The sequence below is a fragment of the Alkalihalobacillus sp. AL-G genome (assembly GCF_030643805.1).
GTDB lineage: Bacteria > Bacillota > Bacilli > Bacillales > Fictibacillaceae > Pseudalkalibacillus.
Map to the genome: position 1 here is coordinate 3369926 of NZ_CP094656.1, position 14866 is coordinate 3384791.

At 41.3% G+C, this 14866-nt stretch carries 15 protein-coding genes; 4 read left to right on the top strand and 11 right to left on the bottom strand.

Features of this window, described 5'->3' with window-relative positions; all coding sequences use genetic code 11:
- Positions 1-74 precede the first annotated feature (74 nt).
- On the bottom strand, positions 75-563 hold the full coding sequence (locus tag MOJ78_RS17285; RefSeq protein ID WP_304978569.1) for a DinB family protein: 489 nt from the start codon (positions 561-563) through the stop codon (positions 75-77).
- 452 nt (positions 564-1015) lie between these two features.
- The gene (locus MOJ78_RS17290; RefSeq protein WP_304978570.1) at positions 1016-1933 is read right to left on the bottom strand and encodes a proline dehydrogenase family protein; all 918 of its coding nucleotides are present in this window, start codon (positions 1931-1933) and stop codon (positions 1016-1018) included.
- Between the two features lie 222 nt (positions 1934-2155).
- Between MOJ78_RS17290 and MOJ78_RS17295 the strand changes: the two genes are divergently transcribed.
- Complete coding sequence (locus MOJ78_RS17295) at positions 2156-2614, top strand: helix-turn-helix transcriptional regulator (RefSeq protein WP_304978571.1); 459 nt, start codon at positions 2156-2158, stop codon at positions 2612-2614.
- 184 nt (positions 2615-2798) lie between these two features.
- Here MOJ78_RS17295 and MOJ78_RS17300 read toward each other — a convergent pair whose 3' ends face one another.
- The 5 genes from MOJ78_RS17300 to MOJ78_RS17320 all read right to left on the bottom strand — a co-directional run bounded on the left by MOJ78_RS17300 (position 2799) and on the right by MOJ78_RS17320 (position 7400).
- Positions 2799-3047, bottom strand: a complete 249-nt coding sequence (locus tag MOJ78_RS17300; protein WP_304978572.1) for a YusU family protein — start codon at positions 3045-3047, stop codon at positions 2799-2801.
- Positions 3048-3291: 244 nt separating this feature from the next.
- Positions 3292-3942, bottom strand: a complete 651-nt coding sequence (locus tag MOJ78_RS17305) for a response regulator (RefSeq protein ID WP_304978573.1) — start codon at positions 3940-3942, stop codon at positions 3292-3294.
- 50 nt (positions 3943-3992) lie between these two features.
- Positions 3993-5582: a GAF domain-containing sensor histidine kinase gene (locus MOJ78_RS17310; RefSeq protein WP_304978574.1), complete on the bottom strand. Its 1590-nt coding sequence runs from the start codon at positions 5580-5582 to the stop codon at positions 3993-3995.
- A gap of 148 nt (positions 5583-5730) precedes the next feature.
- Positions 5731-6813: a copper resistance D family protein gene (locus MOJ78_RS17315; RefSeq protein ID WP_304978575.1), complete on the bottom strand. Its 1083-nt coding sequence runs from the start codon at positions 6811-6813 to the stop codon at positions 5731-5733.
- The gene (locus MOJ78_RS17320) at positions 6810-7400 is read right to left on the bottom strand and encodes a copper resistance CopC family protein (protein ID WP_304978576.1); all 591 of its coding nucleotides are present in this window, start codon (positions 7398-7400) and stop codon (positions 6810-6812) included. Before MOJ78_RS17320 ends, MOJ78_RS17315 begins: the two co-directional genes overlap by 4 nt.
- Positions 7401-7906: 506 nt before the next feature.
- Between MOJ78_RS17320 and MOJ78_RS17325 the strand changes: the two genes are divergently transcribed.
- Positions 7907-8236: a hypothetical protein gene (locus MOJ78_RS17325; RefSeq protein WP_304978577.1), complete on the top strand. Its 330-nt coding sequence runs from the start codon at positions 7907-7909 to the stop codon at positions 8234-8236.
- A gap of 221 nt (positions 8237-8457) precedes the next feature.
- On the opposite strand, the gene MOJ78_RS17330 is transcribed toward MOJ78_RS17325, so the two are convergent.
- The 3 genes from MOJ78_RS17330 to MOJ78_RS17340 form a co-directional block, all read right to left on the bottom strand.
- A complete protein-coding gene (locus MOJ78_RS17330; RefSeq protein WP_304978578.1) occupies positions 8458-8994 on the bottom strand; it encodes a GNAT family N-acetyltransferase in 537 nt (178 codons plus the stop codon).
- An 845-nt stretch (positions 8995-9839) separates the two neighbouring features.
- A complete protein-coding gene (locus MOJ78_RS17335) occupies positions 9840-11435 on the bottom strand; it encodes an MDR family MFS transporter (RefSeq protein WP_304978579.1) in 1596 nt (531 codons plus the stop codon).
- Between the two features lie 232 nt (positions 11436-11667).
- A complete protein-coding gene (locus MOJ78_RS17340; protein ID WP_304978580.1) occupies positions 11668-12084 on the bottom strand; it encodes a MarR family winged helix-turn-helix transcriptional regulator in 417 nt (138 codons plus the stop codon).
- 152 nt (positions 12085-12236) lie between these two features.
- Here MOJ78_RS17340 and MOJ78_RS17345 point away from each other — a divergent pair, with 152 nt between their 5' ends.
- Together MOJ78_RS17345 and MOJ78_RS17350 are read left to right on the top strand one after the other, a co-directional pair.
- Positions 12237-12902 carry an MOSC domain-containing protein gene (locus MOJ78_RS17345; protein ID WP_304978581.1) on the top strand — a complete coding sequence of 222 codons (666 nt, stop codon included), beginning with the start codon at positions 12237-12239 and terminating at the stop codon, positions 12900-12902.
- A 330-nt stretch (positions 12903-13232) separates the two neighbouring features.
- The gene (locus MOJ78_RS17350) at positions 13233-13664 is read left to right on the top strand and encodes a CBS domain-containing protein (protein WP_304978582.1); all 432 of its coding nucleotides are present in this window, start codon (positions 13233-13235) and stop codon (positions 13662-13664) included.
- Positions 13665-13852: 188 nt separating this feature from the next.
- On the opposite strand, the gene MOJ78_RS17355 is transcribed toward MOJ78_RS17350, so the two are convergent.
- Complete coding sequence (locus MOJ78_RS17355; protein ID WP_304978583.1) at positions 13853-14851, bottom strand: F510_1955 family glycosylhydrolase; 999 nt, start codon at positions 14849-14851, stop codon at positions 13853-13855.
- Positions 14852-14866 lie beyond the last annotated feature (15 nt).

Consider the following 14866-nt stretch of genomic DNA (forward strand, 5'->3'; position numbering starts at 1 on the left):
AAAGATTCACTTTTCGCAATAGAAATTTCAGAAAATTAATTTGATTTCGTCTTTTTAGTATATGAAATGCCCGATCACTCTGCTTTTGCTAGAATTTCTTCAATTTGTTTTCTGTGCCGTTGTTCATGATAGCCGATAAAATCGATCCATTGAGCCAATTGCATCTCACCGAAAATCGGATGCGGAAAGGATCGTTTATCAAGGATTGATTGGTCTTCGATGTTTTCTAAAACAGCTTTAAATTTAATTCTGGACTGATGAAGTGCTCCCTTCGCTTCTGCTATTGTTTCGTATCTCCCTGCTGGCACCACATAATCCGGTGCTTCAACTACAGGCCTTGGTCTAGCCGAAAGATGAACTGGATGCTGAGGAGTTTCATGGTCTTCTTGCTGATTCAATGCTTTTACGAAATTCTTTGTAATCACTTTTTCAATCAATATCAGATGTTCGAGCACCTCAACAATAGACCAGGAATCTTCGGATATCCTTCGGTGAGCTTTACCTTCTGGGATTTGATCAATGGCTGAAAGCAGTTGACCCCTTCCCTCTTCAAATATAGTCATATTCACCCTCCCCTCTTTTTAACATACTTTCGACACCACCTATGTATGATTCCTTTTTTTGTAACGGGGATGGTTATTTTATATGCAAGGAAGTGTTGATTATTTGAAGATCGGTATAGATTTCAAGTTCGACTTGTATTTTTCGAATTGGACACGTATTTTCCGAGTTAGACATGTATTTCTCGAGTTAGACATGTATTTCTCAAGTTAGACATGTATTTTCCGAGCTAGCCATGTATTTCAGCTCGCTTTTATTATTTTTATTGAAATGGAACCTATATTACTGATGTTAAAACCTTGTATTCTAGACTTTGGAGCCATATTAGTATAAATTCGTGGTTTGAAGAAGAAAACAGCACAAAGCGAACCGCAGTCTGCTTTGTGCTTGCTCCAATTGATCAGATATCCTACCTATATTCTACTGACCTTCAATAGAGTCGCTTAAATTCTATTTACTTACCAAATACACCTTTTAGCACAAACGCAACGTTTGCGGGACGCTCAGCGAGTCGACGCATAAAGTAGCCATACCAATCGTTTCCGTATGGGACGTAAACTCTCATCTTGTATCCTTCATCACGAAGCTCGCGCTGACGTTCTACACGAATCCCGTATAGCATTTGAAATTCAAATTGATTCTTTGGAATGTTATGCTCCTTCACAACCTCTTTCGTAAACGCAATCATGTTGTCGTCGTGGGTTGCAACAGCCGTATAGTTCCCATTCAATAAATGCATTTTAATGATCTTCTTGAAGTTTTCATCAACGTCACTCTTTTCAGGAAAGGCAACGGATGGAGACTCCTTATAAGCTCCTTTTACAAGGCGAAGGTTCGGATTATATGAATCCAGGTCCTGTATGTCCTCAACGGTTCGATACAAATAGGCTTGAAGCACCGTCCCGATGTTATCATACTCTGACTTCAATTCTTTGAAAATATCAATCGTTGCCTGGCAGCGCGTCTCATCTTCCATATCAATCGTGATGAACACATTATGTTCTCTCGCAGCATCCATGATCCGCTTCATATTAGATAGAACGGTCTCACGACTAATATCCAACCCCATTGATGTAAGCTTCAAGGAAAGCTGTGAGTTCAAATTGCTCTCGGCAATCCCTTTTACAGCATCAATACAGTGATCAGTCATTTCTCTGGCTTCTTGTTCGTTATCGACGAATTCGCCCAGATGATCGATTGTGACAGCTAACTCCTCATCGTTCAGCTTTTTAATGACCTCAATTGAGCTCTGTAACGAAGCACCCGCTACGAAACGTCCTGCACCGAAACGAAGGCCATATTTTTTAGCCATCTTTGTTGCTGCCCTGTTTTTCCCCATAAAAAGAAAGAAGTTTCTTAAGATATTCTCCATCTTTATCCCCCTATACTGAAACCGCATACAAAAGGTTATTCTAATCTATGTGAACGTTATCTTTGAAGGCTTATCGTTCAAGGATATTCTATCATCTTTTCGACAAACTTTTTACTTTTTTCAAAAATTAATTTTTTCCAACAAATGAACTGTTGAAGTTGTAATCGTTTCGGTTAATGTGTAAAATTACACCAAAGCCACCTGAAGGGATCGATTAGCTATATGACCATTGAACAAATAACCGAAATCATCTCAAATAAATTGAAGCTGATTCGAATTGAAAAAGGCTATACACAGGACCGGATGGCCATCGTTCTCGGCTTATCCAAAAAAACACTTGTTCAAATCGAAAAGCATCGAAACCATGCAAATTGGACAACGATTGTAGCGATCTGTGCACTTTTTCGTGATAGTGAAATTCTTCGTACTGCAGTTGGTGGAGATCCCGTTGAACTGGTTGAGATTTTAGCGCACGAAGGAATTGAACGCCCGAAAGATCGTACATTGGGTGGGAAGGTTTGGTGGAAGGATCTTAAAGTCGTCAATAATTACCGTTTACAGCAAAATATGATCAGTAAACACTTCCGTATCCTTGATCAAGAAAACCATCGTTGGTACAGCTCCTTTGATGAAGACGAAGCCCACGACCGTTTAGCTGAGTTCTCAACATCGGAATCATAAAGAAAACTTGGTCCCTAAAGGGATGACCTAAAGACCCTTGTACTTATAATTGGGACTTAAGATTTTCCAATTCGTCGATTTTTACTCCTTATTGAAAAGTTATTCTTTCCTAACGTATAAAGAGACCTAAGTGGAGAAAAAGCAATCTCCTCTCAGGTCCGTTACAACGCGATTTCAGCCCGCTCTACTGTTGGTCCTTGCGGTGTTGTTCATTGCGTTCCTTGATCTCGGAAATGAGTTCCTTCATCCCCTCTTTCGCATCTGGGTATTCATCGTTCCAATGCTTCACGAGTGGGGCCATCGATTTTGACATATATGTATAAAGCGCCCACATCTGTACCTTTTCCTTCAAGTCTTCATCAGCCTCACCGAGTAATAATTCTGTATATTTAGTTAGAAGACCGTCAAATTGGTCTCGCAATTTCTGATCCATTCTAATCACCTCTTTTTCTGTGATTTTAACATACTGAGTTAGATCTGAGCATCATGCTTTAGTACGCCGAAGTTTTAGAGTTAGCGCCGGACATATGGGGATAAGCGCCGAACTTTGAAGTGTAAGCGCCGAAGTATTGCCCCTGAGCGCCGAACTTTGCTCCGTAACCGCCGAACCGAACTAGAAAGTGAGTCATTCGAGCCTATTTTGACCATAATTCCTCTTTTTACGCTCTCTCGTCTAATCATGATTCAAACCAATTATTTTTCATTGCTAATATGGCTGCCTGGGTCCGGTCATGAAGCCCGAGCTTACTTAAGATATTACTCACGTGCGTTTTTACCGTTTTTTCCGTAATAAAGAGTTCAGATGAAATTTCCTTGTTGTTTTTTCCGAGTGTGATCTGGCGTAGAACTTCCTTTTCCCGTGGGGTCAACTCATTGAAATCCCGCTCAGCTTCGGTCTGTTTCGAGCCGGTAGAAACATGATTCAAAAGCTGTGTCGTAGCTGCAGGGTGCAGATGTCTTTCACCCGCATGTACCGCTTTGATCGTCTGTACAAGTTCATCAGGTTCGATATCCTTCAGTTGATAGCCATCCGCCCCAGCCTGCAAAGCCGGCACGACATGGTCCTGATCGGAAAAGCTTGTGAGCACGATAATCTTGACTGCAGAGTCAATCCCCTTGATCCGCTTCGTGGCTTCAATCCCATCCATAATCGGCATCGTCAGATCCATTAATATGACATTCGGCTTTAGTGTACATACCTTTTCCAATGCTTCTTCACCATTACTAGCTTCCCCAACCAACTCGATTTCCGTTTGTGTACTTAGGAAAAATCGTAACCCCTTCCGCACCATCAGATGGTCATCAACCAGTAACACTTTAATCCCCATTTCAGTCCCCTACTTTCCTTTAGAATGTTGTTATACACATCCGATTATTATTAAACGTCCTTTTTTATTGGAAAAATGACGGTAATGACCGTTCCAGCGTCTGGTTCACTTTCGATCGTCAAGGAACCTCCCATGATCTCGGCTCGTTCCTTCATGCTTGATAAACCAAATGACCATGTAGGAGTACCATTCGAAACAACTGTAAAACCGCAGCCTTCATCCTGAATTGAAAACACGACTCGTTCAGCGGACCGTCTTAAATGGAGAGAGGCACGACCCGTTCTTGCGTGTTTATGGACATTGTTCAGTGCCTCTTGACCAATACGCCACATCGTTTCCTCAACTAGCCGAGGTATGTTTCCAACGCCTTCTATGTGATCGATGACTTTCAAGCCAAGGGATTCTCCGTATTTTTTCAATGCAACGATAACTCCATCCTCTAGCCCAGCAGGGCGTAATTGCCAAATCATCGACCTCATTTCAGCTACAACCTCTTTCGAGAGGGATTGCATTTCATCCAGCGATTCGATCAATGTCCCATCGTCGGAAAATCCCTTTACATATTCCTTCAACCCTCTCGCGGTCAAGCCAAGTGAAAACAATTTTTGATTTACGGAATCATGGAGGTCGCGGGCCAACCGGTTTCTCTCCTCAATCAGCGCTAACTCTCTGCCTCTTTCGTAAAGTCGAGCATTTTCAAGCACGAGCGACAAGTGGTCACCAAGTGCTTTTAACACATCTGGATGAATGCTTTTCGAATGGGAAGCTGTATCATTTCCGACCAAGCATCCAATCCATTCGTCACCGATCTCGAGCGGTATCACAAATGCATGATCCAATGATAAGTTAAACTGTTCAACATCTTTCCAGAAGGATGGGCATTTCAGTATGTCGTTTGGAGAGCTGTTTTCCTCGATCCTGTAACGTTTGTGCACGTTTTTAGAAGCTCCGCCATGATAAATCGATCTTAACGCAAGGACATTCTCTTCTTTTATTAAAAAGCTTAGAGATTCAAGCTGAAAAACACGGCCGATCATATCCACTGCATATTGGGGGAGAAGGTGGATATCGTTCATCTTCCAAATCGCACGGCTGATTTCATCCAGCTTCGAATATTGCTCGGCACGTTCCTGTTGTGCCTCATAGAGCCGTGTTCGTTTGATTGCAGTCCCGATCTGAAAAGCAACCGACTGCAACAAATCCAACTCCTCTTCTGTAAATTCATTTTTCTCAGGTGCTGCGATGTTCAGGACACCGAATTTTTCCCCACCAGCAATTAACGGTACCGTTGCATGGTGCGTAATCGCTTTCGTATCGCCCCAGTCATGTTCGATTGCATCCTCAATCCGCTTACAGTTGATGATGTTCACTGCTTTTTGAAGGCGTCCGTCCCAAATTTTCTCAAGGCACCAGCAGCTCCCTTGACACATTGGCTCCTTATCGCCCCAAGACAATGCTGGAGGAAGGTTGACATCCGCCACAAAGGAATAGATCGGCTCATCGTCAATTAAGAAAATCCAGCCTGTAGACAGCCCAGTGACCTCCAGAAGCTTCTCAAGGACTGATTGAAGAACTTCTCTCAAATCATTTGATTGATTCAATGTTTCCGCAATGACTTTTAACGTATTAACCCTCGACAATATCCATTCCTCCCGTTTCAAAATGATCCGAATCAAAAATACCGCCCTCTATGGCTCTCTAATTTTAGATTACCATAAAAAGACGGTTAGATTGGAATGAGATACTGCGAAAATCTGAAATTTACTGCGAAACCAAAAAAGGTGTTGATCAGCTTACGCCAGACATCATTGCCATGTATGCAAGACCGGATGAAGCGAGTCCGAACAAGACACCCGTCCACACAGGCCAGCGCTTTATAATTGAGAATGTCGTGAAAATCAGCATCGATACTGCCCCAACAGCCCACAAAAGAACATCAGAAGCAAACGCAAAGGAAATCACCGTTTGCTCATCAATCGTTCCAGTAAACCATTTTAAAAACAGTGGAGAAGGTGCATTTTGCAGAAGAGTTGTCCACACCTCGTGAGGGGGTGTTTGCATTGATAAAAATCCCGTAACCCCAAAAACGACAAGGATGATGATCGACTCCCCTTGAAGCGACCTTTTCACGTTTACTGTTCCGCTTTTCTGCAATGACTTTTTTAAAAAGAAGCCATGCAATGCCGCATAGACTAGTACTGGTATTAACAAGAGATGCTTGATCAAAAGCGCTTGTCCATAATTAAGCACCCAAGAATCGATGTACTGAGGTGCAACGATTTCCGTCAGGAGCAGCCCACCGCCCGAAAGCACGAGAACAGCACCTATCGAAAACGGAGTATACCATTTTAAAAATGGAATCCATTCCGTTCGTTTGTTGGACCACCACGCTACATAAAAAAGGATGCCGATCCACGCTGAAACTGCGACGACGTGAAAAAAATGGGCGAAAAATCCAAGAATTGGATACAGTGACGCAGCATGACTTGCAAACGAATAAGAACTAATTAATACGACCGTTAAAAACGACCCAAGTCTCGCGTAAAATGTGTTGTCATGTAGTTCGTTATTTTTAATTAAAAGGAACAGCACGAAGGCAATTAAAATACTCCCAAGCCAAGCCTTCCCAATATCAAATGTAAATAAAACCGAAGTGAACGTTTCCCAATACCCGATACTTTGTGAAAGATATTGGATGATTTGCAAAAGGAACATGAACATTAGGATCGGGACTAACACTATCGACCATAACAACAGTTCTTTCGGTACAATTACATTTGGTTTCTTTGATTTTGACACAGATTCAAGCAATAACCCGCCAAGTAATAGGGAGAATACGACATAAATAACTCCCTTGAAAAAGATGATCATTCAGAGCCCTTCTTCTGAAGCATCCACCAGACAAGGCCAATTCCAGCAACGATAAGAACAGCTGCAATCGCAATTACTGTATTCGAAAGTTCGTTTTCATTAGTGGTTTGTTCGTTTGGATTTTCTTGTGCAGTATCATTGTTTGCATCATCATCCGTCTGTTGATCCGTAGATGGCTTATCTGCTTCTTCCTTAGGTTCTGCTGCTTCATCCTCTTTTTCAGGAGAATCCACCTTAACAGTAAATGAAAACTCTCCGTCTACCACGTGACTATCCTCACCAACAATTTCATAGTGCACCGTATACGTTCCCGATAGCAATGACTTAGAAAGTTGTCCAAGCATGAGGTTGTCCTGAAGGCTTACAGAACTGACTTCCACCTGTTCTCCAGTGTCTGATGTGATTGTAAGTGTACTGCCTTCTTTTATTGATGTATTGAATTTCAGTGTGACAACATCAACTGAATATTCGACTGTTTCTCCATCTGCTGGAGTTGATCCCTCAAGTGATGAATGGGCGGACGACACAACAGGATTGACTATAAGCGTTGATATAATGGTTGCAATAATTATTAGATATTTAAACATAGAAGTTCGTTTCCTTTCGATTAAGCTTTCGAATCCATATTACCACCTGTGCTCTCGGGATTCTACCTCGTTCACATAACGTTCCTTTTTAGGAGCATCTACTTACATAAGTAGAAATTTATCATTCTTTCTTTTTAAGTATCATCCACTCGACAATCATGAAAATAAGGAAGTAGTCCACCCCATATATTTACATTGAATGCTTCCTCCACCATTTTACCTCTTCCTTCTGGAAGGGAAAATCCATTTAACATATAGTAGGCTAGCAGCAATACTGGTACTAGTACACGTCCGCTGACAGTGCTTCTAAATGAAATCTTAAAATTATCTTAAAAATAAAGGGGATTTAAATTATACTTTTTTTAGATTTTGTTTAGTGTTTATTTAGAAATGCCCACTATCATAAATTAGGAAAGACATTCTCGCTAGGATATTTGGCCTGTTATGCTTATTCACTTTTCAAGTCAAATAACCAAAACCTGCATTAATGAAGGGAGTAAATAAACGTGGAAGTAAAGAATATGAAAAACAAATTGTCTCCTGTAACCAAGCTTCATGCTACTGGACTTCTCATGGCTTCATTGGGAATCCTAATCCTGTATCTTGTAGGCCTCCCGGGTTTTCCTAGGATCCCACCAGGTCCTATCATCCTCGGTATGGCCGGCATCCTGGTTATCGCTATTGCTCCTCAGTGGAAGTGGATCCTCATTATAAGCGTGATCGCTGCATTGTTCGTCTCAGTTGGAGGTATCATTGAAGGATCTAGTTGGGGGCGCCTGGCCAAGGCAGATGACTTCGGTCCGTTTATCGGTACCGCGTTCAGTGGTTCGGACTAGCGGCAGCGGTAATCTTTGGTGCGGTCGCACTTATACAGATTTTTATACGAACAAATGATCAGACCTGATATTATAGATTTTACGGTTTATACGGCTGTAGGAGGCATCTTCCCCTAAAACGACAAGTCTTTACACAAAACTCGTCAAAGACAAACAATAAAGCAGAAGGAGTCAGGCTCCCACCATTTGAATGGAAGGGTCTGACTCCTTTTCATCTTTTATCAATCCTGTTTGATTTTCGCATACATACTCAGGTCATGATAATTCCCGCCACTGTACGCGTAATCTTTTAGTAACCCCTCATTCTTGAACCCAAGTCTTTCAACCAACCGGATCGAGCTTTTATTTTGCGGTGAAATGAGTGCGCCGATGCGATGCATGCCAAGCTCAGAATACCCATAATCTAAAATCGCCCGAGCTGCCTCTTGCATATAACCCATCCCCCAATAATCTGGTGAAAGCTCATAGCCGATTTCTGACCTGAAATAACGATGATGCCAGTTATGATAGCCACATGTCCCAAGAAACGCATTGTCTTCCTCTCTGACAATCGCCCACCTATATACCGTGCCATGTTCAAAGCCGACACGATATTTTTGAATCAAGTCCCCTACTTCCTCTTTTGACTTGATCGGATCCATTCCGTAATAAGTAAGTACGTCAGGATTTGAAAAAATCATGAATATCGCCTCAAGGTCATCTTGTGTTATTTCTCTTAAAACGAGCCGCTCAGTATAAAGCTTAGGAAATTCTTTCATATAAAATTACCCCCTATTTCTCTCTCATATGCGTGTTCAAAAGGTAGATGAAGCACATCCCCTTGAAGTTGAAGACTAGTAGAAATTCCTTAAGATAAAACTATATTTCACATTGAGGTAGAATATTCCTTTATTCAATCGGGATTATTTCGAATATACATAAAATAAAGCGGTGTAACGTTACTGTTTTCCCATGCTTTTTTACCAAAAAAGAAAGGTTTTTTATAGGTTATAAAGAAATAACATTATCACATGCCAGTTGTACAATTGCATAGGGGGTAGAGTAGAAATTGTTTCATAAACAACGTAGAAAAATTATTAAAAAACCTACGCGGGAAACAGAATATAAGCTCGGCCTTTTCGGAAGTATTTTCGGGTTTCTCATGTCCTGTTATTACTTTGTATTCATAGGTTCCTACCACGATATGACAAATGCAATCCTTTCAAGCCTTTCAGGAGTGATTGCTTCAATCGTTGCTTACCTTTGTCTGAAACTAGTCGATTATGAAACGCGAAAATTCGCGATTATTATTGCAATCTGTTCCATCTGGGGCTTATTAAGTGTTCGATTCTTTTACTTCATCCCCGCCTTACTTTTGTTATCGGCAAGCTTTCTATGTTTTTGGAGGAAAAACAGAGAGATCCGTATAATTAAATAGTACGATAAAGAAAACTTGGCTAGCGCCAATAGTGTAGGCGATCACCCTAGTTGCACTTATACTTGGGACGTAAACTTTTCTCCAACGTCGGTAATTCTTCTTGCTGAAAAGTTATACTTTCCAAACGTGCAAAAAATAGCAGCAACCGCTAAAAGGCTGCTGCTGCTTAATTATTATTCAGAAATTTTAAACGGGTGATCGGTTTTCATCTTTGATATTGATCGACTCTTTCGTTTCATCATCATCCTCATTGCTCGTCTTAAGGTGAACCTCTTTTAAAAACAAGACGAGGGTCAATGCAATAAGCATCGTACATGCCCCGAACAGGAAGGCACCGCTTAACGCATTACTTAAGGCTTCCTTCATAACCGACATCAATTGGTTAAAAATAGCGATTTGCTCCTCAGGCATTTGTTGTTTGAGCGCTTCAATTCTCTCTGGGTCCATGAGTAATTTAGGGTCTTTCAACTCCTGCAGTTTTCCAGAAGGAGACGACACACCGATTGCGTTCATTTTCTCGGACATGATCAAATTCATGATTGCCCCCATTATAGAAACCCCGATCGTTCCACCAAGCTGTCGAAACAACTGAACAGAGGAAGTAGCAACACCGAGGTGCTTGTAAGCGACAGCATTCTGTACGGTAATCGTAAAAATCGGAAAGCTGACCCCAAGCCCGAGGCCGATTATAATTAATCGATAAATAACATCCATATTTGTACTATCGACTTGCAATGTCGTCAACGAAAAGATTCCGGTCCCCATTATGAGTAAGCCAAGGATCGCCATCTTCTTGTACTTCCCCGTTTTTGTAATCAATTGACCGACAATCGTGCTTGATACGACCATACTCAGCATCATCGACATCATAATAAAACCGGTTGTTGTCGCGGACGTCCCGATTACCCCTTGGATAAAGAATGGCATATACATGATCGCACCGAACATCGCCATACCGATCAACAAGCCTATCGCATTCGAGATTGTAAATACATTGTTTCGGAATAGATCAAGAGGCAGTACTGGGTTTGAAACACGGTTTTCCGCATATAAGAACACAATGAGTGAAACGAGCGATAAACCAAATAGACCAATGATTTGAACAGACAACCATTCAAATTCGTTTCCTGCCCATGAAAATGCGAGCAATAACGGGATAATCGTCGTCGATAAAAAGAGTGAACCAAGGAAATCAATTGAGCCATGCTCCTTTTTCGGCACACTAGGGAATAAGCGCAAGATCAATATAAATGCTACAAAACCTACCGGTAAAAAGATCCAGAAAATCCATTTCCATGCGAAGTGGTCCACAATATAACCACCCATCGTCGGACCGAATACACTAGCAAGACCGAAGACAGCACTCATCAATCCTTGCCATCTCCCCCGTTCACGAGGTGAAAACAAGTCACCAATCGAAGCGAATGCAGTGGAAAAAATCATTCCGCCTGCTAGTCCCTGGATTCCACGATAAATAATGAGTGTAAAGATTGATTCAGCTGTTCCGCATAGGAAGCTTGCTACTATGAATATTCCGAGACCAAGCAAGATAAATGGCTTTCGCCCATACATATCGGATAGTTTTCCAACAAGAATCGCGGTCACACTTGAGGCAAGCATATATATAGTAAAAATCCAGCTAAAATACGCCATTCCACCTAAATCTGCAACAATTTTAGGCATAGCTGTTCCTATAATGGTTTGATTAAGAGCCGCGAACAACATGGAAGCAAGAACGGCCACCATAATTGTAATTTTCCGGCGAAGTGCTAAATGTTCCATCAAAAATTCTCCTATTCTTCATGTGATGAATAGTTTACTTAATGAACTATTGAAAAACAGATGCGCCCTGCCTAGGTGCGTCTAGCGCTGGAGATTCTGACACATAACACTTTTTTGTGTTTGTGGAGGAATCGAAGCGACCTTGAGCATCTGGACACTTTAGACATTACATCAATGTCATATTTTATATAAAAAAATTGGCATAATCGTGAGACGATGCCAAAAATCACATTTAAGTAATCTTAGAGAACAATTGAAGCAGATTCTCCATTTCTTCATCTGATAGCTGTTGAAACTTCTCTTCCATATACTCATGCTTTCGGACCTCGAGTAACTCAACGATTTTCTGTCCCTTTTCAGTAATGCAAAGATATATGACTCGACGATCATCCTCTGCCCGTCTCCGTGTTACGAGCTCACGCTGTACAAGACGATCTGTTACAGCAGTAATATGGCTTGTTGACACATTGAATTCTTGAGAAAGCATCGAAGTCATGACTTGATTTTTTTCCATGATAAACTTTAAGTAGGTAAATTCCGTTGATGTGATTTCTTCCTGAAACAAGTCATTGAGTTCACGACGGAACATACGGAATACCGTACGAAAGCTTTTTTCTAGATCAAGTATTAACTGCTGACGATTGATCATAATCCACCCACACATTTCAGAATCGTTCTATGTTTACCCCTCCTATCATACCAAAGTTGTATAGGATTCGAAACCTATTCCTTTACGGTCACCACTATAAAACATTTCCACAATTTGCTATAATGGTATTGTTTAAAAGGGAGAGGAATCCTATGGGGTCACAAACGATTAATGTAGAATCTATTCATGTAGGGAAACCAAAAACGATCCGGGAAGGAAATAATCCTGTAAAGTCAGCAATCTTCAAACAAAAGGTTGTATCTGAAAAAGTCTATTTGTCCAAACTCAATTTTGATGGGGATGAACAAGCGGATAAAATCAACCACGGCGGTCTTGATAAAGCGATTTGCGTCTACTCCATCGACCATCATCCATATTGGAAAACGATACTGAATAAACAGCTTGGTGCAGGTGCATTTGGAGAAAACATGTCCGTTCAAGGAGTGACTGAAGAAGACATTTATATCGGTGACCAGTTTCGGCTCGGTGAAGCAATCGTTGAGGTTTCACAACCTAGAAGACCCTGCTTTAAGCTTGGGATCAAATGGGGTGAACCAAAGCTTGCCCAGTATGTACAAGAAACTGGATATTCTGGATTCTACTTTCGTGTACTTCAAGAGGGATCGGTTACATCTGGCGACCAATTAGAAAAAATAGCTGAACATCAAGGGAAAGTATCAATCGCCTACATGAATCAAATCGTGTACCATGATCCAGAGAATGTAGAAGCAACGGAACAGCTTGTTCAAATAGACAAACTTGCAGATAGCTGGCGCAGCGGACTTATTAAACGCCTAGATCAATTGAAAAATGCTTGAAGACGGTACGATTCGTACTCTTTGATGACCTCGAGGTGGACGCTTTGCAATAAAATGGAAGCGCTTACCGAAAAGTCGTTGACCATGACCCTTGTTTTACTATGTTTACGTGAGCTTTTTTCATTACTTTGATTCGTTACTTCGGGCTACCCATGTGTAATTCGACCTAAATCCTCCCTGTTTGGTTATGAAATTCGCACGATTTATATTATACTAATATTGATTGTGTAAAAGGTACACCGTCTTACAGGACGTAAAATGAATCAACGTGGTCACTCCAATTTCTGTTGTGATTTCGCTGATAGTTTTGTTTTGAAGGGAAGAGTTTAGATGAATATCAGCTTTTACTTACTGCCTAAAAGTGAAGTAAAGTTCTTAAATCCAGAATCCACTATTCGTCAAGCCCTCGAAAAAATGTCGTTTCATAAATACACGTCCGTACCCCTTGTTGATGATGAAGGAAAATATGCTGGCACCTTAACTGAGGGTGATTTGCTATGGAAATTGAAAGAGGATCTTGAAAAGGAAGAAGAGTATGATGAAGTACAAAAAGTCCGCTTAACGGATGTTCCAAGACGGGTTAAAAACATTCCAATATCGATTAATGCTGATATGGAAGACTTGATAACACTTGCAACCGACCAAAACTTCATTCCGATTACAGATGATAATGGGCATTTTATCGGAATCATCCGCCGCAGAGATATCATAAAATACTGTGCAAGCGTCATTTGGGAAAAAAACGAAGCAGAAAAAGCTTGACACCGATACAGTATGAAAAGCTCTAGCACCTAGACGTTAGAGCTAGACAATGAAAAACGAAAGCATCTTGTACAGACATGAAAAAGAAAAGAAAGACCTGATGGAGGCGTTCTAGCCAACTCCATTCAGGTCTCTCTTTGATTAGAACAGTTTTATCTTTTCACCCCGACATCACAGCTTAATTTCCATTAAACTCCGCCCTCTTTCGTCAGCTGGGTCCACGTTTCTCCTCCATCGGTTGTCTGGAAAACATTATTTTTCGCGGTAATGAAGGTGATTTCATCCTTTTTCTGTGGATTCTGAGCAAGGAATGAAATCGTTTCCTCTTTTCCTATTTCCGGTAACTTCCACTCTTTCAAGTCACTTTTATCCGATAAGGATTGTTCGTATAACTTACCTTGAGCTGTAGCATAAAATAAAGACTTCTCGCTGAAGTGTGCGGCCATTACAATAGCACTCTTCGTAAATCGCTCAAAATTGTCGCCGTTATCGGTCGAAACATAGACACCATCATTGGACGTCAGCCCGATCATACTTTTATCAGAAGGATGTGCAAAAAGAAACGCTACGTTTTGTGGGAGCCCCTTCAATTCACTCTTCTTCCAATCCGCACCATCATTCATGCTGTAATACATACCAACGTCAAGCTGATCGTTCGGGTGTTCATTAAACAGATAGATCGCCCTACTCTTGTATCCAACGGTCATATAGTGAAAGTCAGATTGACCGGTAAATCCGAGCTTCTCTAAACGTTCTCCCCCATTTGTTGATTTCACAAGACCAATCGGATTAGGCAAGTCCGACCCTTCACCTGGATGTCCACTAGAATAGAATCCATTTTCAGTGGCGGAAAATCCCATAAAATCATGCTGGTTATCCTTAGGGCGGTACCATTGTTCATCCTTAACAGCAACCAATCCGCCATGGGAAGCGATGAATACCGTATTATCACTGCCTGCATAACCGAGTCCGTGTATGTGATCTACCTGAAACTCGTCCACCATTTTATAATAGTCAGATTGATCCACCGCAAAATTTGTTTCTGACTCAGTATGTTCAACTGATTCCTCTGTATTGTTTTCCTTTTTATCAGAAGCTTCCTCATTGGTAGCTTGGTCTTGATTACCACACCCAGTTACAACCAATAACACTGCTAGCAGAAGCGCTGCCGTCCATTTCATTTTCATTTCATCGTCACCACC